This window comes from Bacillus sp. CCNWLW194, assembly GCF_037120585.1.
GTDB lineage: Bacteria > Bacillota > Bacilli > Bacillales > Bacillaceae_G > Bacillus_A > Bacillus_A basilensis.
Window position 1 is genome coordinate 37,081 of sequence record NZ_JBBBBL010000006.1, and the last position, 18,273, is coordinate 55,353.

The window sequence follows — 18,273 nt, forward strand, 5'->3', positions numbered from 1 at the left end:
TTAAACCATATATTCCCTTAAAAATAAACTGAATATTTAATATTATATAAAAAAACCCGTACAATTTAGTACGGGCCTAAGGTTAACTTTATTTATTCAAATGATAATTTGATTGGTCATTCTGTTCTTTTCTTAATTCTTGTTCTTCATCTTTTGGTAATTGTTTATCATTATCTTTAATTGGATTCGTTTCTCGATTTTCAATCATGTCATTTGGAACTTGTGGCATTACTCGGCCAACAATTGCTGCTAACTCATCGAGTATACCTTCACCTGTTTTTCCTTTTTTAATTTGCTTTCCAATTTGTTTGAGACGTTCATACGTATCAACATCCGCTACAACAACTGCATTAGCACCATCAGGATCGTTTTTTAAACTTTCTGCTACAGAGTATTTAATGGACTCCACACGAGTTCGATCGAGTTTCGCTTTTACATCAATACCTACAATAGCATATTTCCCAACAACGACTGCTGTTGCATCATTCACTCCTGGCACACTTGCGGCTAAAGATGCTAAATGGTCTGCTGCTTTTTCATTTGGCTTATTTGATTTGTTCGTATAATTAACATTTTTCGTCGAAACATTTTTTTGTTCTGGCTTTTCGTTTGGGTTGTCCTTTTTTCCAATACTACATCCAACTATAATAAAGCAAAACATTAACATATATATTAGGGTTTTCATTATTTTCACCACTTTACTAATAAGGTTTAATCATAAATTTTTTCAACAGCTTGCATTTTCTTTACTTTTTCTTCAGCTCCGCTATTTGCATTAATGAAAATTTGGTACGTATCTTTCCCTAACGTACCTACAAATTCATAGCAAAGTACTTCATTATGCAAATCATTTACTACGACGGCTTTGCGTTCTTCCATAACTTTAACATCTGGATTGATTTTCTTTCTCGCTTCTGCTGCAGTTAGCTTTGCTGATGGAACCGTTCGTTTTTGATGTGACGCTAAATATTCTTTTGCGGAAAATCCAACGATAGAACCGTCATCTAAAGCAATTTTCATTTGAATTGCTTCTGGATAAATTCGTATGCCATTCTCATTTACAACATACGTAAATACACCAACATTATCATATTGTGAGCTATCATAAAGCTCCATATTATTAAACTTATGGTCCTTTAAGAATTTCAAACCTTTACTTCCTGCATCGTTTAAACTAACTTTCTGTTCTTTAATTTCTCGATTATTCATAACCCAAATTGGATATCCGCCTTTTCCGGTAATATCCATATAAAACTCATTATTCGTCACTTCATCTTTAATTTTCACACTATAGAAAGATTCTTTTGCACCTTTTCCGCTTTTCTCAACTTCTACTTTTTCATTTCCTTTTAAATTTAAAAATGATTTTGCGATTTTCGCCGCTTCATCTTTTGAAATCGCTTTTCCTTCTGCTTCAAATCCGCCTTTTTTATTTTTTTGCGTACTTGTAAAGGTCGGTCCGAAGTTTGTAGATGAATACGATGTTACATTTTTTTCTACAGTCTTTAATCCATCAATAATTGTATTGTCTGCAGGATCACGATTTGATGCGAGTGCCATCTCAACATCCATCCAGCGTAAATTATTTTTCAAAACAAGATGTTGCACTTTTCTTAGTTCATCTTGTATATTTCCTGCATTTGAGTATAAAGTTTGCAACGTTTTGTATTCTTGAGCATTTAACGGCTCTTTTTCTAAATCACGAATGGCTGCACGGTAACTAAAATCACCAATATTCGCTAAAAATTCTTCCGTTTTATTAAAAGGCATTAATGTTAAAGGAAGTTGCCCTACATCCGAACGAGCTTCAGATGTTAATCTCCATACATCTGCTAATGCAGGTGATAAAGATGCACGTGAATTCATCGCGAGCGTTGTTCCAATTTTGTCGTGCAATAAATCAACCTCATATGCTAAATCATGAAATGCACGTTGATAGCTATTTTCCGCTCGAATTAATACTGCATTTTTCTCTTGGTGCTCTTTATAGCCCCAGTATCCTGTCCCAACTACACCGATTGTTAATAATACGATTATAATACCTCGTAACATAGTTCCACCTCCGCTCTATTTACAGAAAATATGTTTTCCGATCTTTTTAATTTGTGGACGCGTCCAAATCCATTTACTTGTTGCGGTATCTGGATTGAAATAATACAATGCATTTCCTGTTGGATCCCATCCATTAATTGCATCTAATACAGCTTTTTTTGCTGTTTCATTTGGTGTTAAATATATTTGCCCGTCTGCTACTGCTGTGAATGCTCTTGGCTCAAAGATTACACCTGAAACGGTATTTGGAAATGATGCACTTGTAACACGATTCAATATAACTGCAGCTACTGCAACTTGTCCTAAGTATGGCTCCCCACGTGATTCTCCATATACTGCGTTTGCCATGAGCTGAATGTCATTTTGAGAATAGCCATTTGGAACATTTGTCCCTTTATTTTGAGGTGGTTTATTTTCTTGCGCAGTACCACCACTATTTCCTTTATTAGCAGTTGACTTGTCATACTTCGTTGCCTTCACGAGCATTTGCTTCGTTTTAGCTCCAGCTAAACCATCAACAGGTAATCCGAATTTCTCTTGAAAATTTCGAAGTGCCCAATATGTACCCCATCCGAAAACACCATCCACTTTTCCCGTATAAAACCCGTTATATTTCAAACGAGATTGCAGTTCAATGACATCTTCGCCAGATGCTCCTCTTTGAATGACTTGATTAGAAAAGGCTTCTACATTTTTTAGTTGTATACTACTGACCATCAAAGATAGTCCTATGAACGCAAGTAAAACTGCTATTTTAAAAATAGCTTTTTGACGCATAATTTTCCCTCCTTAATTACGGAAATGATTTCTTGGTTATGTTTTGTAAAAGCCTCGCTTTTATGTAAAGAAGACAAAAAAATCCAAGCTAATATCGTTGAAAAAATATGTAAACAATATACAAAAAGAATAAAAGGAGTTCATCATGAAGAAATTGTTAAAGCGTGTCGCACTCGTCATTCTGTTCCTAACAACATGTTCAAATATATATACCGGCTCATCAATTGTTCATGCGCAGCCGCCGTATGCTAAATGGGGGAAACTTGCTGTAGAAAAGACGAAAGAACAATACCCGAAAGCTGAGATTATTGATTATCTTCATATAGGTAGAAAACCAAAAACCGTTCAAATAACAGTTGAAAAATTTAAATTATGGCTACGTGAAGATGGAAAAGAATATGGTGTTTTTGTTGATGTAGAATTTGAAACGAAGACAGAGAAATTTATAAAGGTGTCGTTCCAGAAGACGAGTAGATAAAATAAAACCCCACTGTTACTAATGTAAACAGTGGGGTTTTATTTTCTAAATTACTTTTAATTGCGAAGAAACTAAACAATTGAACTGGATTGAACGGATCCACCTGTGGCCTTATTGAACATTGTAATTCTCTTGTACATGCTCAATAAATAATTTCAATGGAACGAGTCCACGTTTTGGCATATGACTGCTTATTACAGCAACGACCTCTAACTGCGGAATGATAACGATGTATTGTCCGCCATATCCCATAGCAAAGTACATACAATACGGTATGTGAAATCTTTCATTATTCAATACCCACCAGTGATATCCATATGCCCCGACATATTCATACGTTTCAAATAGAGCCATACTTGATTTTTCTAACCATTTCGATGATACAATTTTATTCCCCTGCCAATACCCATTCTGTAAACATAATATTCCTAACTTTAATAAATCTTTAGACTTCATTTTCATTCCGAAGCCGCCGACATGTATTCCTTGCGGATCTTGTTGCCACTCATATTTGGTAATTTCTAATGGATCAAATAAATATTTTTTCGCAAACTGTTCTGTCGGCATTCTAGTAGCTTCTTGAATAATATAGCTAAGCAAATGCGAAGACCCTGAGTTATAATTCATTTTTGTAGCGGGTTCTTCAATTATTGGTTTTTCTAATATGTACTGCACCCAGTTTTCCGATTCTACAAAATCATTTGGGAACACTACTCCATTTCCGAACTCTTTCCAGTCCTCACCTGTAGTCATCGTTAATAAATGATACAGAGTCAAATCCCGCTTTTCATTAGATACATTTTCAATCCACTTTGTAATCGGTGTATGTATATCATTTATATATCCTTTATCGATTGCAATACCAATTAATATAGATACAATGCTTTTTGTAATCGAATTTATTTTAAATAGATTATTTTCACACTCTAACGTTTTATAATACTCAGTTGTTAACTCACCTTTTTGATAAACGAGAAATGTATTCACTTTTTTCTTTTCAAATTTATTTTCTAGTTGCTTGAAATCCAAAACTTTACCTCCATTTAAATAGTTACTTAATGTATTATATCTTGTAGTTTCCATTAAAACATAATTGTGCTCAAATAAAAAAACAAACCTGCCAGTTAAACTGACAGGTTTGTTTTTATAATTTCGTACGAACATTCCAAAGCTCTGGGAAGAAACGTTGATCAAGTACTCGTTTTAAATAAGATACACCAGAAGATCCGCCTGTTCCCATTTTATGTCCGATAATGCGTTCTACCGTTTTCATATGACGGAAACGCCATTGTTGTAACCAATCTTCAATATCAATCAATTTTTCAGCAAGCTGATATAAATTCCAATATTTTTTTACGTCTGCATATACTTCTATCCATGCTGCTTCTACTGTTGCATCTTCTTCATAAGGCTGCGTAATATCACGATTTAACACATCTTTATGAATCGGGAACCCTTCTTTTACAAGCGCTTGAATTGCCACATCATATATACTAGGTGCATGTAGTGCTTTATAAAGGCGAGCATGTAATTCTGGATCTTTTTCATAAATCTTTAATGCATGTGGTGTTTTATAACCAAGTGCATACTCAATCATACGATATTGGTACGATTGAAAACCTGAAGCTTGACCAAGTGAATCACGGAATTCAATGTACTCTGATGGCGTTAATGTCGCAAGAATATCCCAAGATTGAATAATTTGAGACTGAATTTTTGATACACGTGCTAACATTTTAAAAGCTGGTTGTAATTTATCTTGTTTAATAGATTCAATTGCTGCATTTAACTCATGTAAAATGAGTTTCATCCAAAGTTCACTTGCTTGATGAATAACGATGAATAACATTTCATCATGATGGTCTGATAATCTCTTTTGAGAAGATAGTAAACTATCTAATTGCAAATACTCCCCGTACGTCATATTTTCTTTAAAGTCCGTATGAATCCCTTTTTCCATAATTACCTTTTCGTTTTCTTTCATATTAGCCAAACGCCCCTTTATATATATTTCTACTTATATTGGTCTAATAACTGCTCGAACTGGACTTCCATCTGCATCTGTTAAGGCAAGTGGTAATGCGATTAGTTCATAATCTCCATCTACTACATGATCTAGTACGACATTTTCTAAAATGTGTATTCCATGTTTAAACAATTGATGATGCGCTTCTAATTCTTTATCATCTAATGGATCAACTGAGGGAACATCTACCCCAATTAAACGTATCCCTTTCTCTGAAAGAAACGGTGCTATATCTGCACGTAAATGCGGAATTACATTTGGGAATTCATTCGCTTTACCATGTGAAGATGTGCGTAACAATAAGCGTTCTACGCCTTCTAAATGAAAGTTTTCTAATTCCTTTTTCCCGATGCTTTCAAGATTAGAAACATCAATGATTTTTGTAGGCCCAACATAAACTCGAACATCTAAGTCTATTACTTTCTTTCCTTCATTATCAAAATGAAACGGTGCATCAATATGAGTACCTGTATGAATACTCATCGTTAACTTTCCGACATTTACTGATCCACTCTCTTCTTTTGACCATGAAACTTCATACGAGAATGGTGTATCCCCTGGCCAAGTGGCAATATCATTATTTAACGGTTGTGAAATATCAATCCACTCTGATGTTTTCATGTTTATGCCACAACCTCTCGCTTATTTTCAAATTGCTTATACTCTTCATCTTTCATAATATTCTTTAAAATACGAACAGACTGCCATACTTCCTCGTACGTATTATATAAAGCAACTGGCGCAAGTCTCGCTCCATTTGGCGCTCTAAAATCTGGAATTACACCATTTGCTTTTAACGCTTTACATATGCGTGCTGCTTCTGCATGCTCTAAATAAATATGCCCGCCTCGTTTTTCATCTTCTAATGGATTTCCTATTGTAAATCCAAAATCTTTTAATTCATGATCAATTAAATCAAGCATGTATCTTGTAATATGTATGGATTTTTCACGTAAACGTTCTATACCAGCATCTTTAAACATTTCAAGAGAACCGATTAACGGCGCTGTACTTAATACGTGCGGTGTACCAATTTGATAAGCACCTGCATGATCAGCAGCTGTTAATGTATGTTCCATATCAAATTGCTTATCTTTTCTGGAACTAAACCAACCTGATAACCCTGGAAGTCTATTAAAATGCTTCTTATTTACATATAGCCCCGCTACACCACCAGGTCCTGCATTTAAATATTTATAGTTACACCAAATAGCGAAATCAACATCCCACTCTTTGAAATGATGTGGAATAGCACCGATTGAATGACATAAATCGAATCCAATATGAATACCACGCTTATGCGCTTTCGCTGTTAAACGTTTCATATCAAGAATTTGGCCGCTTCTATACAGTACAGAAGGCAATAAAATTAAAGCGACATCATCTGTCATCGCATGAATAATATCATCTTCAGAAAGTGTTCTACCATCTCGGCTCTTCACTCGCACTAAATGCTCATCTGGCTCTAACCCTTTTAATCGAATTTGACTTTGAAGTGCATATATATCTGATGGGAATGTTAACTCATCCGCAAGAATTTTTGTACGTATTCCTTTCGGCTCATAGAAAGTTGCGATTACTTGATGAATATTCGTCGTCGTGGAACCGGTTACAATAGTTTCTTCTGGTAAAGCTCCAATAAGAGGTGCTGTCAGTTCACCTAATTTCTCCGAAAGGAAAAACCAAGGATGCTCACCCTCTGTCCAGCCGTCAATGCCATACTCTTTCCATGAATCTAGCAACGTAAGTAACGATTTCTCTGCTCTTTTTGAAAGTAGCCCTAATGAGTTTCCATCTAAATATATTGTTCCTTCTTTTTTATAAAATTCAGTTTGAAAATCTTTCAGTTCATCATGTTTATCACATTCAAGCGCATACTCATAAGTTGGTTGAAATGGTTCTTTATACATGGTGTCACCTTCTCTTAATTTTCTTTTTATTCTAACTAATTGAAATATATCACCTTCGTTGATATAACGTCAATGATATTATGTCAGTTGACTTTATATATGAATTTCTTTTACAATACAGTTATATTTTCAGATATTTCAGTATAAAGAGGTGGTTCTTTGAAAAACAGTACTCTTTCATCAAGAAAACACCGCTCCTTAGAAACAAAGAAAAAACTTTTACACTCTGGCTATACTATTTTTATACATAATGGTTTTCAAAAAACGACAATTACACAAATTATTAAGCATGCAGAAACTGGTTATGGAACCGCATATGTATACTTTAAAAACAAAGATGATCTCCTCATCGTTTTAATGGAAGATGTTATGAATCAATTTTATGATATTGCTGAGCGCTCCTTTTCGCCTCAAACAAAAGAAGAAGCACGTAGCATGATTCAAAATCAAGTTAGAGCATTCCTACAATTAGCAGAGAAAGAACGAGCTATATTGCAAGTTGTGCAGGAGGCAATCGGATTATCAAAAGAGATACGTCAAAAATGGGACGAGATACGAGAACGCTTTATAAACAATATTACGCAGGATATTACATACTCTCAAGAAAGTGGATTAGCACAATCTAAATTAAATAAAGAAATTGTAGCCCGTGCTTGGTTTGCGATGAATGAGATGTTTCTTTGGACGATTGTGAAAAATGATAAAAAATTAGAGTTAGAAAAGATAGTGCATACATTGACGGAAATGTATACGACGGGATTATATAAATAGCACACCTTCAATGAATAAGGTGTGCTATTTTACATCTATAAAAATATTTTATCTGGGTATGGTAACGCTAAAGGCGGCTTTTCAGATAAAGAGAAATATTGTAGTTTTAAAGATTCACCATCTATCGATTTTAGCTCGCCACTAGTAACTTCACACTCAAACACAACAACTATATATTCTAATTCATCACCATTCGGATATGTATGACGGTACTCTTCTCCTCCAAATACCCCTTTTTGTTTTTTTACTTGCACTTTCAATCCTGTTTCTTCCCAAACTTCCCGAACTACTGCTTCTTCTGGAGTTTCCCCAAGCTCAATTGCTCCAGCTGGCAAACTCCAGTATTCCCCACCAGGAAATTGAAACAAAATATCCCCCTGCTCATTTTTTATCACAGCAGCTACACTCGGCATAAAAATTAGTTCATGACCTAATTGCTTCCGGATCTTTTTATAATATAGCGACATAGACATATAATTCTCTCCTACCCTACTAATAACTGTATTTTCTGACATTTATTATATAATATTCTTAATACTAACTTCTATATAGAAAGGAAAAGAATATGTCGTCAGAAAAACTAGTAAACGAATTTCTATCATTTTTAAGTGCTACAAAACAGCCTAATAGCTTAAAATTTTTAAATGAGCTAATTAAAGCTCATCAAGAAAAAGTAAAGTGGGAAACCCTTTCTAAAATAATTGACTGGGAAAAAGGTAATGAAACAGGGGATTATTTTCCTTTCATTGAGACATACATAAACCGTATTACAACAAAAGGTCTGGGCGGTACTTGTTGGACGCACTCGATTGGATTCCATTGGTTATTATCAAATCTTGGTTTTGATGTTCATTATATGTATATGGACCCCGGACATTTATGCTTACGAGTCAACTTAGACCAACCTTATTATGTCGATGTTGTTTACTGTGCACCTTTATTCCAAGCTTACTCACTTTATGAATCATTTCAAATAAGTAATGTAAGAGAAACTTTTACTTATGAAGTCTCAAATAATAGGGTTAAAATTACTAGAAATCCAGGTCCAGCAAAAATCTTAAATACAGAGCAAATACATTTATCAAGTATGAAAGAACTCATTACAAAGTCTAATGATTGGCCTACCTCTCCTGTATTAAAGACAATTCAGATCTTCGGTTATATCGATGGCATTCCGACTTCTATTAATAATAATGTTTTAAAACGATATTTCCAAGGTAAGAAAAGAGAAGAAAGTCTTACATCTTCCGAACTTAATTATTGGATAACAGAAAGATTTTGTGTCGATAAAAAAATATATGAAAGAACTATTGAGATTTTTAATATTAAACTTCTTTATTATAAGCAGTTTCCACACATTCTGCTAAACGCTCCATTTGTTCCATAGTTAAACCTCGTGAAATCCATCCTGTTAACTTATACATAATTTTATAGTAAAAATTACTCGGTTCATATTCTGAAATTAATGTTAGTGCTGTACCTTCTTCATCTTCTTCTAACATATAAGTCATCGCTGAATATCCTTGCTTCATTTCACTACCTAGTGAAATGATATGGGGGGCATCGTATTCAAGAATTTCTACTTCTGCCTCCAATATTTTCTTACCGACTTTTTGAACAGAAATATATTTATCTCCTACATGTGGATTCTCTTTATCTATATTTGAAGGATAGCGATTTTCTATTATAAACGTATTCCATTCTTTTATTTTTTCATCTTCTATTATATAGTCACATACAACATCCATTGGTGCTTTTATTACTATTTCAATTGCAAAACTCATTATACTGCCCCTCTCAAATACCCTATCCATTTCTATTTAACTAAATCATTATGCCATATTTTATATAGTGAAATACAAGTGGAATTTTAACTTTTATTGCGAGAATGTTTTTCGTAATAAGAAAATCATGAATAAATAATTTAAATACTTATTCATGCAAAATATCTTACTAACGATACAACAATTAAATATAACGCAACGAGTAGTAAAGCGATGCCCATACTTCTATTTTCTTTATTTTTAAAATTTTGCACCCCTAAACTAACTAACATAAACCCTAATAGTGTTTGTAAAATTAGCAAACTCTGTTTCGAAGCATCATTCCAACTATAAATGGAATACCCCATTACAATAATTGCAAGTAAAACCGTTACAATCCTATTCATACGCAAATCCCTCCTATTCAAAAAGAAACCGCTAAGTTTCCTTAGCGGCTTTATTAACAATTTATATTTGTGAAATTGTTTTTCATGAATTAGATATAAATTAAAAGAATTTCCTGGTTAATATAACTACGTATGTTAACACACTTTTTCTTTATTTAATCTACTCACAATTCCAACTATAAATTTATATTCAACCCTCCTTTTCTTAACCTTTTTAAACCCTTCTTTCGCATCAAAAATTAAACACGTTTTGCGAAACCAAATTCGTACATATAAAGACTCAAAATAAATAGGTTTTATAATACCTCGTTCCTCAAATTCAGTTCCATCTTTATTTTCTGTTTCTGTTCGAACGAACCACCTATTTCCAATACCAATTTCAATATACTTCACATAAGTCCCCCTTTCGGAAATTAATTTCTAACTATTCTATTATTTCCCCGGTAAGCGCACATTCCGACAGAACATGAGCCCACAAAGAAAAAGTAGATTACAAAAATCTACTTTATAACTTATATTTTTGCATTCGTTTATAAAATGTACTTCGAGGTACATCTAACAGTTTTGCAGCTAACGAAACATTTCCATTCGTCTTTTCAAGCGCTTCAATCATACTATCACGCTGTATTTTCTCACGGAAATTTAATGTATACTTCGTTTTATTTTCTATTTGCAATTCAAGTTGATGTTGATTTCCCATCATAGTTTGTAATAAAAAAGAGATTTGTTTTTCGCATATTTCCCGTCCTTGCGACAAAATGTAAATACGTTCTAATACATTTAATAATTCTCGAATATTTCCGGGCCATGTATGTTGTGAAAATTGATTACAAATGCTCTTTGGAAATGCAACATTCCAATTCTTTCGTTCACAAAAATGTTGTATGAAGTACGGAATATCCTCCTTTCTTTCTATTAACGATGGAACATATAGCGGATAAACATGTAAACGATAATATAAATCTTGACGGAACTTTCCTTCTTCAACTAATCGCAGTAAATCTTTATGTGTCGCAGTAATAATACGAATATTGACTGGTACCTCTTTTGAACTGCCAATTGGGGTTACTGTTCGTTCTTGTAAAACACGCAATAATGCGACTTGCATCTCTGGTGGCACTTCACCAATTTCATCTAAAAATATTGTTCCACCGTCTGCTTGTTCGAATTTCCCTTTATATCCTTGGCGCCGCGCACCTGTAAACGCTCCTTCAGCATAACCGAACAATTCACTTTCCATTAATTCTTTCGGTAATGAACCACAGTTAACAGCTATAAAAGGACCATTTTTTCTTGGACTATTTTCATGAATCGCTCTCGCTACATATTCTTTCCCTACACCTGTTTCACCACAAACATATACACTTGCGTCAGTTGGTGATACAAGCTTAATTTCTTCTAATGTATGTTGAAATACACTGCTCGTCCCAGTTACTCCAGGGAAAGTAATTCCATTTATAAATAGGGAAGTTGAAAATAATTTTTCTTGTTTATTTTCCTTTACATAAATACATTTCCCAATCATTCTATTATTACTGTATACTGGAACTTCTAATTTAGTTTTCAATCCATAGTGCATTAAATCTTCAGATTTCATTCGTGACCAATTACATACTCGTTCACGAACCCTCTTGCTTGCGGAAACGATAACATCACGATGATTACAAATAACAACTTGCTCATCACTATCAATTACATCTAAAAAACGATGAATTAAGTGTAGCTCATTTTGATGCACTCGAATACTACATTCACGTTCAATTGCATGGGCAAGCGAAGTTACCATACCGAGCATATATGGATGTGAAAACTCAATTGGACAGGAGAAATCTAGACCGCCAATTAATTTTCCATCATCATTATGAATGGGAGCGGCCGCACAGCTCCAGCTATGAGATGCGACAGAATAATGTTCTGTACCACTTATCATAATAGCTTCTTCAATTTCTAACGCTGTTCCTATCGCATTTGTACCAACAGCTGCTTCCGTCCACTTCACACCTTCAATGAAATTAATATGTTTCGCTCGTTTCAACGTTTGTTGATTTCCACTTAACGATAGAACGTAACCGTCTGGATCAATTAATAATGCCATCATTTGCAGTTCATCAATGGTTTTTCTCATATTTTGTATTTGAGGTATTGCTATATCAAGGAAGATTTCACTCTTTGTCTTTTGATCCTGAAAAATATTAGAAGACAAAATTTTCTGACCTTTATTCATATGAGGGTTCACATTTGCTTGTTTACATCGATGCCATGACTCTGAAATTCTCTCGTTAATACGGCTCGAATCAAGAACTCCTTCATCAACAAACTTTTTCCAAGTATGTAAGTAAAACGGTGAAGCTAACATCATATCATCTCCCTTTTAATTGTTTTGGAGATTTATAAAAACATACTTTTATTATAAAATCGAATAAAAGCGTTTTCAACAAAACTAGAAAGATGACACAAATATGTTAATAATTTGAATATATCAATACATTTCTTTATTCTTTTTTAGTAGAACTATATTTTGTATAATGGACGCAACGAAAATACATAACCAAAACCACTTTTGTGGATTGCCATTTATAAAGAAAACAATCACGGCTATTGTAAATAAAATAGTGGATGCTACACTAAAATATAATTTTGTTTTAATTCCCATTATCCCTCACCTCTCTATCACTTTACAGTATATATTAACTCTTCATTTTTCATCTCTACTATGTACTCCTGTAAAACATACTCTTTCCCGCCATGTTTTTCATACCATTCATGTATTCTTCTAGTATGTTTCTCGTCACTTCTAATTTTTGATTCTATTTCTTTATACTGTTCATAACTATCATATTCCCATATGGCAAACATTTCAGTCGTACCATTCTTATTATCTTTCATCCAGCGTCCTATTAGCCTAGATCCATGCTTTACCTGATTAGGTAAGTTCGTGTTATTGAAATGATCATTAAACATTTTAATAAATTCATTTTTTACTATATAGTACTTTCTTCTATAAAACATACCTTTCCACCTCTTTTATGAACAGACTCAAATACATCTTCCCATTACAACCGTATTATAATACTGCTCATCTGACAGCCTCTTATCATTTTTCAAAATTCCTTCTACTTCAAAACCTAATTTTTTATAAAGTAGAATGGCTTTTTCGTTTGTCTCTAATACTTGTAATGATATCTTTTTCACTTCATTTTCATCAGCCCAATGAATAGATTGTTGCAATAGACTCTTGCCCATTCCATATCCCCAAAACTCTCTTAAAATACAAACACCAAACTCTACTTTATGAGATAATCTCTTCAAATTTGATCCTTCACATCTTGAAAATCCAACGATTCGATTGTGCACTTCTGCAACTAAAAACAAATTCTTTGTCTCTTCACTATCTGTTTTTATTATTTTTTGAAACCCTATCTTATCTATAAATCCCTCTCCAGCTTCTCTATCCATATTTTCAGTTTCGCCATCGATCTGAACTCTAATCTTCGATAATTGCTCAGCATCCGTTTCAGCTGCAGAACGAACTGTATAAGTTAATCCATTTATATAAAACTCTTGTTCTTTTATAATCATTACAAACTCCTTTTAAATGCAGTCTATTGATGCTATCAAAATTTCTTTACCTTGTTTCTCAAATTGTTGAATCGTTTCTTTACTAGCCTCTTCACCTGTTATAATAAGGTCAATCTCAATCAGTGACTCTCCTTTTATAAAGCAGTCTATTCCGATTTTAGTATGAGGAGCTAAACAAATGTTTCTTCTAGCAATTTTACTTACTGTTTTTCCAAAATAAGCAACTTCCGGCGTTGCAGTACTTATACCATTCAATGAAACACCATCACCTGTAGAGAAATACAGATCAATAGAGAATCTACTTATCATTTCAGAGGCAAGTGTATCTGTCATATTTCCTGATGGTTTCACCTTTCCACCAATTAAATACGTTTCTACATTCTTATACTCCCGTAACTTACTAGCAATTTCTAAAGTATTCGTAATCACTGTAAATGATGTTTCAGGTAAATACTTTAACATGGCATAATGAATAGAAGCCCCGCCAATAAAAACAGAATCTCCTTCTTGTATGTAGGATGCAGCAACTTTTGCAATCACTTCTTCATCTAGTGAACTATCACGATTACGTCTCGATGGTTCAGCAGCTAAATTCCTTACTCTAGCAAGTTCGATTGCACCTCCATGTGTTCTTTTTAACAAGCCATCCTTCTCCATAATAGACAAATCTCTTCTTATAGAATCAATAGACATATCGAAACTTTCCGCAAGATTTTTAGCAATTACCCTTCCATCTTTCTGAAGTAACTCTAAAATTTTCTCTCTACGCTCTTCAGTAAACATGTGCCCACCGCCGTTATTAAAGATTCTGAAATCTCATCCTTATTTTAATTATATGCATGCCTCTTCCACTTTACAATATTTTCAATTCTTATCCACTCCGTTTTATTCAGCTTTTCCCTCTTTCTATTCCGTGAACTGGACAACAAAATAAATGTATATTTGCATATTCCATAAACATACTTCCATTTACTTTCCTATTGATGTAAAATTATTCCTATGTTTTACTTTTTAATACAGAAAGGAATTACTATGAAATCTATAATTAAAGTAACTTGTACAGCATTATTATTTACAGGAATAATGGCAGGATGTAATGGGGATACTGCACCAAAACAAGAAAAGAGCGCTCTTGAAAAGAATGCAATGCACTATGGGGAAATATTTAAAAACGAATACTATAGAGCAACTGTTGAAAATGCTAAATTCGAAAAAATAGACAAAGAGTGGCGTCTCACAGCTCGCGTTACTATAAATAACGCTCGTGTTGACGGACAAACGATAGATCTTTCAGAAATAAAATATTTCATAAAAGATGACAAAACGGGTGAAAAATACGAAGGTGAAGTTATACAAAATGAAAATGCTAAAAAGGTTCCATCTGAGTTTTCTTTAACTACTGACATTGTATTTAATATGAAAACTTCTCCAAAAGATTTAAATAATATGTATTTATACATAGATAGCAAAGCTGCGCCGTTAACAGATACATATTGGAAACTTGATAATTTAGTATCTAAATAAAAAAACCAGTCTTACATGACTGGTCTTTTTACATTCATGTATCTATTTTTCATTAACATTTACATTGATTTGCTAATAACAACTTGAATTACATCAGCTAAACCAGTGTGCCCTTTCCCTTCAACTCGCTCTTGTTCCCCATTAAAGAAATGAATTACCTCATGTTCTTCACACCAAGTAAGGATATCAATTGGATCATACAGCATATCAATATCTTTTGGCCCACCAGTACCATAATTGATTTGTTTTTTTGAGTAAACTTCAAACATTATTAATCCACCAGGCTTTATCGTTTGTATCATTTTATCCAATATCATTTTTTGATGATCATTATGAAAATGTCCAAATACCATAATCGCTGCATCATATTCATTTACTGGCGAACTATCAGCTAATAAATCTACTTTTTTTGTATGTACCTCTACATTATGTTTCTCCGCCAATTTTTTTGTCTTTTCTAATCCGTCTTCCGAATAATCAATAGCTGTTACTTTATGTCCTTGTCTTGCTAGAAATACAGCATTTCTACCTTCTCCTTCTGCGAAAGCTATTACTTTATGATAATTTTTTAAACGAAATGCTTGTTCTTTAATAAACGTATTAGGTTCTTCCCCGTAAAAATATTCATCTGATTTATATCGATCATTCCAAAATTTATTCATCATCTTCTCTCCTTCTTCAAATCATTTTCTAGTTAGAACCGCTCATCTGTAATATCACTATTAATAGCTATTGCTGCTTTATTCCCATGTGATGCAGCAATAATTAATGAGGATGGTCCTTGAATCATTGTTTCTCCTGCTAAGTAAATATTCCTTTCTGAAGTACGCCCAAAATCATCTATTACAAAAGTTCCATTACTTTGCAACTCACAACCAAGTTGTTCTATAAATTGATTTGCTCTAAAGAAAGTAGGTACTATAAATCCTCCAGCTCTTTCAATCCGTAAACCTGAATAAAACTCTACTTCTTTTAAAAAACCTCCTTCACCTTGTAGTGCACGTATAGGTTCTGTAATAAAAGGTATATTTTTATTAGACAGTTCATCCATAGTAATTTGACTTAGCTCATTGCCATTTGTTGCGATTACTAAATCAATAGACCAGTTATAAACTAATTTTGTCATATGCAACGTATAATCTTCGTTTTCAGAAATAATAATGAGTGGTTGATCTTTTAATTCCCATCCATCACAATACGGACAGCTAAATAAGCTTTTCCCATAGTATTCTCGAACATTAGGAATAGATGGGAATTCTTCCTGTATGCCCGTCGCTAATAAAACTCTTTCTGCCAAATATTTTGTGTGATCTTTGGTCACAACCTCAAATAAACCATTGGATTGTTTCGTTATCATTACAACTGTTTTTTCATAATAATGAACTGATGGATACTTCATCAATTCATTTAATCCTATTTCCTTAAACTCTTCCGGTTTAATCCCGTCACGCGTAATAAATCCGTGAGAATTTTGTGTTACACGATTCCTATTCGTTTTATTATCAAATAACGCTATTTGTTTACGAGCTCTTCCTAAAAATAAACTCGCATTAAGTCCGGCTGGTCCTGCACCTATTACTGCACAGTCTATATATTTCATAAGCAAATATCCTCCATGAATGAATAAATTTAACTATAATTAAAGATATTAAAGAGTCTTTTTATCTTTAATATCTTTAAAAATAAAAGCGGATTAAAAATCCACTTTTATTTTTTTCGCAAGATCTACAATTTTTTGATTTCTTAACTCTTCTTCCATTTTCTCTTCTGCTGCGAGCATTGCTTCATTAATTAAACATCCAGGTTTTTCATGTAAACAACATTCAAATAATGATGTTTTACCTTCAATCGCATGTATAATATCTAAAAATGAAATATCTTCCCAATTATGACTAAGCGAATAACCACCTTTTGGACCAGATGATGAATGTATCATCCCTTCCTTCGTCAACTTAGTTAGTATTTTAGACAAGTATGTTGGTGAAACATTTTGCATTTCTGCTAATTGGTGAACACTAACTAACTTATTTGGTGTTGCCTTTGCCAGAAAAAGCATTGTATGAAGAGCATAATTTGTAGCTTTAGAATATTTCATAGTACGGCTCCTATTGCAGACTTCATATATCTACAATAACTCTATTTCTTTATCCTGTCAAACATTTGTAATACTCCATACAAAATTACATCTTCTCCAGTAATACATCTGCTGCGCAAATCGTTACTTCTATAAATGGGCAATCAAATAAAACTCCTAGTTCGAAACCATCTTCAGCAAGGTCTATTTCATGACATAACCACCAAGCACCTTCAAAATTTTCCGGAATAGAACATTTCGTTACTCCTGTAAAAGTTACTTGTAGTTTATCAAATTCACTGAAAGTACCACTGCAATCTAAAGTTATAATTAGCGTATCCTCTGATCTTCTCTCTACTGATTTGACTACACTGTCATGTAGTGAGTATTCATGTAGTTGAACGACATTCTGCGCGAGCCTTTCTTTTATAGAATTATAATTCTCTATATAAGCTTGCTCTAAATCATGCATTCTTTTTTCATAATCTACTGTCCACTCAAGCACAAGTTGCTTTAATTTTTCCGATGGGTATTCTGAATTAATTGTATTGTTATAAATGTATGGATGTAATGACTTAGGTAGAAACTTTAATAACTCTTCTTTCTTTTCTTCCACGTCTTCTCTCAAACTTTGCTTATAATCCATTCCTGCCTTTTCGCTCTCTCGCAAAATCTCTTCCCATTCTTCAATAGTTTCTGAGAAAATTAAAAATCCAGATACTTGCATTTCTTTATACCAATCTCTAGTGAAGTACTTCAATGGCAGCCCCTAAAACATTTTAAAATCCAACAAAAGCAATATATCCACTTATTATATCATTCCAATAACCATTTTTTCTAAAGAAAAAATGTAAAACTTTAAATATTCCGCCTTTTATTTCTAAAACTTCAGAATATTTACAAAAATCAATA

The 18,273-nt window shown here is 33.3% G+C and carries 23 protein-coding genes; 4 read left to right on the plus strand and 19 right to left on the minus strand.

The window, feature by feature from the left end; translation table 11 throughout:
* Positions 1 to 88: 88 nt before the first annotated feature.
* The 3 genes from V7S50_RS14945 to sleB are packed head-to-tail and all read right to left on the minus strand — an operon-like array spanning position 89 to position 2,829.
* Positions 89 to 685 (minus strand): YhcN/YlaJ family sporulation lipoprotein, encoded by a 597-nt coding sequence (locus tag V7S50_RS14945; protein WP_242253069.1) that lies wholly within the window; start codon positions 683 to 685, stop codon positions 89 to 91.
* 26 nt (positions 686 to 711) lie between these two features.
* A complete protein-coding gene (ypeB, locus tag V7S50_RS14950; RefSeq protein ID WP_242253068.1) occupies positions 712 to 2,052 on the minus strand; it encodes a germination protein YpeB in 1,341 nt (446 codons plus the stop codon).
* A 15-nt stretch (positions 2,053 to 2,067) separates the two neighbouring features.
* Complete coding sequence (sleB, locus tag V7S50_RS14955) at positions 2,068 to 2,829, minus strand: spore cortex-lytic enzyme (protein ID WP_063221405.1); 762 nt, start codon at positions 2,827 to 2,829, stop codon at positions 2,068 to 2,070.
* A 145-nt stretch (positions 2,830 to 2,974) separates the two neighbouring features.
* Here sleB and V7S50_RS14960 point away from each other — a divergent pair, with 145 nt between their 5' ends.
* Positions 2,975 to 3,307, plus strand: coding sequence for a DUF3889 domain-containing protein (locus tag V7S50_RS14960; RefSeq protein WP_242253067.1), 333 nt, complete (start codon positions 2,975 to 2,977; stop codon positions 3,305 to 3,307).
* Between the two features lie 111 nt (positions 3,308 to 3,418).
* On the opposite strand, the gene V7S50_RS14965 is transcribed toward V7S50_RS14960, so the two are convergent.
* From V7S50_RS14965 to kynU, 4 genes are all read right to left on the minus strand, one after another.
* Complete coding sequence (locus V7S50_RS14965) at positions 3,419 to 4,336, minus strand: serine hydrolase domain-containing protein (protein WP_242253066.1); 918 nt, start codon at positions 4,334 to 4,336, stop codon at positions 3,419 to 3,421.
* A 115-nt stretch (positions 4,337 to 4,451) separates the two neighbouring features.
* Positions 4,452 to 5,291: a tryptophan 2,3-dioxygenase gene (gene kynA / locus V7S50_RS14970; protein WP_242253064.1), complete on the minus strand. Its 840-nt coding sequence runs from the start codon at positions 5,289 to 5,291 to the stop codon at positions 4,452 to 4,454.
* A 33-nt stretch (positions 5,292 to 5,324) separates the two neighbouring features.
* On the minus strand, positions 5,325 to 5,954 hold the full coding sequence (kynB, locus tag V7S50_RS14975) for an arylformamidase (RefSeq protein ID WP_242253061.1): 630 nt from the start codon (positions 5,952 to 5,954) through the stop codon (positions 5,325 to 5,327).
* Positions 5,955 to 5,956: 2 nt separating this feature from the next.
* Complete coding sequence (kynU, locus tag V7S50_RS14980; RefSeq protein ID WP_242253060.1) at positions 5,957 to 7,243, minus strand: kynureninase; 1,287 nt, start codon at positions 7,241 to 7,243, stop codon at positions 5,957 to 5,959.
* A gap of 159 nt (positions 7,244 to 7,402) precedes the next feature.
* On the opposite strand from kynU, the gene V7S50_RS14985 reads away from it, so the two are divergent.
* Positions 7,403 to 8,014, plus strand: coding sequence for a TetR/AcrR family transcriptional regulator (locus V7S50_RS14985; protein WP_063221411.1), 612 nt, complete (start codon positions 7,403 to 7,405; stop codon positions 8,012 to 8,014).
* A 35-nt stretch (positions 8,015 to 8,049) separates the two neighbouring features.
* On the opposite strand, the gene V7S50_RS14990 is transcribed toward V7S50_RS14985, so the two are convergent.
* A complete protein-coding gene (locus V7S50_RS14990) occupies positions 8,050 to 8,487 on the minus strand; it encodes an NUDIX hydrolase (protein ID WP_242253059.1) in 438 nt (145 codons plus the stop codon).
* A 92-nt stretch (positions 8,488 to 8,579) separates the two neighbouring features.
* On the opposite strand from V7S50_RS14990, the gene V7S50_RS14995 reads away from it, so the two are divergent.
* A complete protein-coding gene (locus V7S50_RS14995) occupies positions 8,580 to 9,401 on the plus strand; it encodes an arylamine N-acetyltransferase (RefSeq protein ID WP_242253058.1) in 822 nt (273 codons plus the stop codon).
* Here the strand turns inward: V7S50_RS14995 and V7S50_RS15000 are convergent.
* From V7S50_RS15000 to V7S50_RS15030, 7 genes are all read right to left on the minus strand, one after another.
* Positions 9,340 to 9,798 (minus strand): SRPBCC family protein, encoded by a 459-nt coding sequence (locus V7S50_RS15000; protein WP_242253057.1) that lies wholly within the window; start codon positions 9,796 to 9,798, stop codon positions 9,340 to 9,342. The two genes, V7S50_RS14995 and V7S50_RS15000, sit on opposite strands and share 62 nt — an antisense overlap.
* A gap of 152 nt (positions 9,799 to 9,950) precedes the next feature.
* Positions 9,951 to 10,184 (minus strand): YczI family protein, encoded by a 234-nt coding sequence (locus V7S50_RS15005; RefSeq protein WP_063221413.1) that lies wholly within the window; start codon positions 10,182 to 10,184, stop codon positions 9,951 to 9,953.
* Between the two features lie 135 nt (positions 10,185 to 10,319).
* On the minus strand, positions 10,320 to 10,577 hold the full coding sequence (locus V7S50_RS15010) for a DUF3977 family protein (RefSeq protein WP_242253056.1): 258 nt from the start codon (positions 10,575 to 10,577) through the stop codon (positions 10,320 to 10,322).
* A 112-nt stretch (positions 10,578 to 10,689) separates the two neighbouring features.
* Entirely contained in the window at positions 10,690 to 12,540 is a 1,851-nt protein-coding gene (locus V7S50_RS15015; protein WP_242253055.1) for a sigma-54-dependent Fis family transcriptional regulator, read from the minus strand.
* A 314-nt stretch (positions 12,541 to 12,854) separates the two neighbouring features.
* Positions 12,855 to 13,193 carry an NIPSNAP family protein gene (locus V7S50_RS15020; RefSeq protein WP_242253054.1) on the minus strand — a complete coding sequence of 113 codons (339 nt, stop codon included), beginning with the start codon at positions 13,191 to 13,193 and terminating at the stop codon, positions 12,855 to 12,857.
* A 27-nt stretch (positions 13,194 to 13,220) separates the two neighbouring features.
* Positions 13,221 to 13,763 carry a GNAT family N-acetyltransferase gene (locus tag V7S50_RS15025; protein WP_242253053.1) on the minus strand — a complete coding sequence of 181 codons (543 nt, stop codon included), beginning with the start codon at positions 13,761 to 13,763 and terminating at the stop codon, positions 13,221 to 13,223.
* Positions 13,764 to 13,775: 12 nt separating this feature from the next.
* Positions 13,776 to 14,546 (minus strand): DeoR/GlpR family DNA-binding transcription regulator, encoded by a 771-nt coding sequence (locus V7S50_RS15030; RefSeq protein ID WP_242253052.1) that lies wholly within the window; start codon positions 14,544 to 14,546, stop codon positions 13,776 to 13,778.
* A gap of 249 nt (positions 14,547 to 14,795) precedes the next feature.
* Here V7S50_RS15030 and V7S50_RS15035 point away from each other — a divergent pair, with 249 nt between their 5' ends.
* The gene (locus V7S50_RS15035) at positions 14,796 to 15,287 is read left to right on the plus strand and encodes a hypothetical protein (protein ID WP_242253051.1); all 492 of its coding nucleotides are present in this window, start codon (positions 14,796 to 14,798) and stop codon (positions 15,285 to 15,287) included.
* A gap of 59 nt (positions 15,288 to 15,346) precedes the next feature.
* Here the strand turns inward: V7S50_RS15035 and V7S50_RS15040 are convergent, their stop codons facing one another.
* The 4 genes from V7S50_RS15040 to V7S50_RS15055 all read right to left on the minus strand — a co-directional run bounded on the left by V7S50_RS15040 (position 15,347) and on the right by V7S50_RS15055 (position 18,121).
* Positions 15,347 to 15,952 (minus strand): class I SAM-dependent methyltransferase, encoded by a 606-nt coding sequence (locus V7S50_RS15040; protein WP_242253050.1) that lies wholly within the window; start codon positions 15,950 to 15,952, stop codon positions 15,347 to 15,349.
* 29 nt (positions 15,953 to 15,981) lie between these two features.
* Entirely contained in the window at positions 15,982 to 16,887 is a 906-nt protein-coding gene (locus tag V7S50_RS15045; RefSeq protein WP_242253049.1) for an NAD(P)/FAD-dependent oxidoreductase, read from the minus strand.
* A 93-nt stretch (positions 16,888 to 16,980) separates the two neighbouring features.
* On the minus strand, positions 16,981 to 17,382 hold the full coding sequence (locus V7S50_RS15050; protein WP_000877648.1) for an Rrf2 family transcriptional regulator: 402 nt from the start codon (positions 17,380 to 17,382) through the stop codon (positions 16,981 to 16,983).
* Between the two features lie 85 nt (positions 17,383 to 17,467).
* Positions 17,468 to 18,121, minus strand: coding sequence for a DUF4085 family protein (locus V7S50_RS15055; RefSeq protein ID WP_242253048.1), 654 nt, complete (start codon positions 18,119 to 18,121; stop codon positions 17,468 to 17,470).
* Between the last annotated feature and the right edge of the window lie 152 nt (positions 18,122 to 18,273).

Excerpts from the sequence above, each read along its gene's own strand:
- V7S50_RS15015 (WP_242253055.1), bottom strand. The coding sequence starts at position 12,540 with ATGTTAGCTTCACCGTTTTACTTACATACTTGGAAAAAGTTTGTTGAT.
- V7S50_RS14960 (WP_242253067.1), top strand. The coding sequence starts at position 2,975 with ATGAAGAAATTGTTAAAGCGTGTCGCACTCGTCATTCTGTTCCTAACA.
- V7S50_RS15035 (WP_242253051.1), top strand. The coding sequence starts at position 14,796 with ATGAAATCTATAATTAAAGTAACTTGTACAGCATTATTATTTACAGGA.
- ypeB (WP_242253068.1), bottom strand. The coding sequence starts at position 2,052 with ATGTTACGAGGTATTATAATCGTATTATTAACAATCGGTGTAGTTGGG.
- kynB (WP_242253061.1), bottom strand. The coding sequence starts at position 5,954 with ATGAAAACATCAGAGTGGATTGATATTTCACAACCGTTAAATAATGAT.
- V7S50_RS14990 (WP_242253059.1), bottom strand. The coding sequence starts at position 8,487 with ATGTCTATGTCGCTATATTATAAAAAGATCCGGAAGCAATTAGGTCAT.
- V7S50_RS15025 (WP_242253053.1), bottom strand. The coding sequence starts at position 13,763 with ATGATTATAAAAGAACAAGAGTTTTATATAAATGGATTAACTTATACA.
- V7S50_RS15045 (WP_242253049.1), bottom strand. The coding sequence starts at position 16,887 with ATGAAATATATAGACTGTGCAGTAATAGGTGCAGGACCAGCCGGACTT.
- sleB (WP_063221405.1), bottom strand. The coding sequence starts at position 2,829 with ATGCGTCAAAAAGCTATTTTTAAAATAGCAGTTTTACTTGCGTTCATA.
- V7S50_RS15000 (WP_242253057.1), bottom strand. The coding sequence starts at position 9,798 with ATGAGTTTTGCAATTGAAATAGTAATAAAAGCACCAATGGATGTTGTA.
- kynU (WP_242253060.1), bottom strand. The coding sequence starts at position 7,243 with ATGTATAAAGAACCATTTCAACCAACTTATGAGTATGCGCTTGAATGT.
- V7S50_RS15030 (WP_242253052.1), bottom strand. The coding sequence starts at position 14,546 with ATGTTTACTGAAGAGCGTAGAGAGAAAATTTTAGAGTTACTTCAGAAA.
- V7S50_RS14995 (WP_242253058.1), top strand. The coding sequence starts at position 8,580 with ATGTCGTCAGAAAAACTAGTAAACGAATTTCTATCATTTTTAAGTGCT.
- V7S50_RS15005 (WP_063221413.1), bottom strand. The coding sequence starts at position 10,184 with ATGAATAGGATTGTAACGGTTTTACTTGCAATTATTGTAATGGGGTAT.
- V7S50_RS15020 (WP_242253054.1), bottom strand. The coding sequence starts at position 13,193 with ATGTTTTATAGAAGAAAGTACTATATAGTAAAAAATGAATTTATTAAA.
- V7S50_RS15040 (WP_242253050.1), bottom strand. The coding sequence starts at position 15,952 with ATGATGAATAAATTTTGGAATGATCGATATAAATCAGATGAATATTTT.
- kynA (WP_242253064.1), bottom strand. The coding sequence starts at position 5,291 with ATGAAAGAAAACGAAAAGGTAATTATGGAAAAAGGGATTCATACGGAC.
- V7S50_RS14945 (WP_242253069.1), bottom strand. The coding sequence starts at position 685 with ATGAAAACCCTAATATATATGTTAATGTTTTGCTTTATTATAGTTGGA.
- V7S50_RS15050 (WP_000877648.1), bottom strand. The coding sequence starts at position 17,382 with ATGAAATATTCTAAAGCTACAAATTATGCTCTTCATACAATGCTTTTT.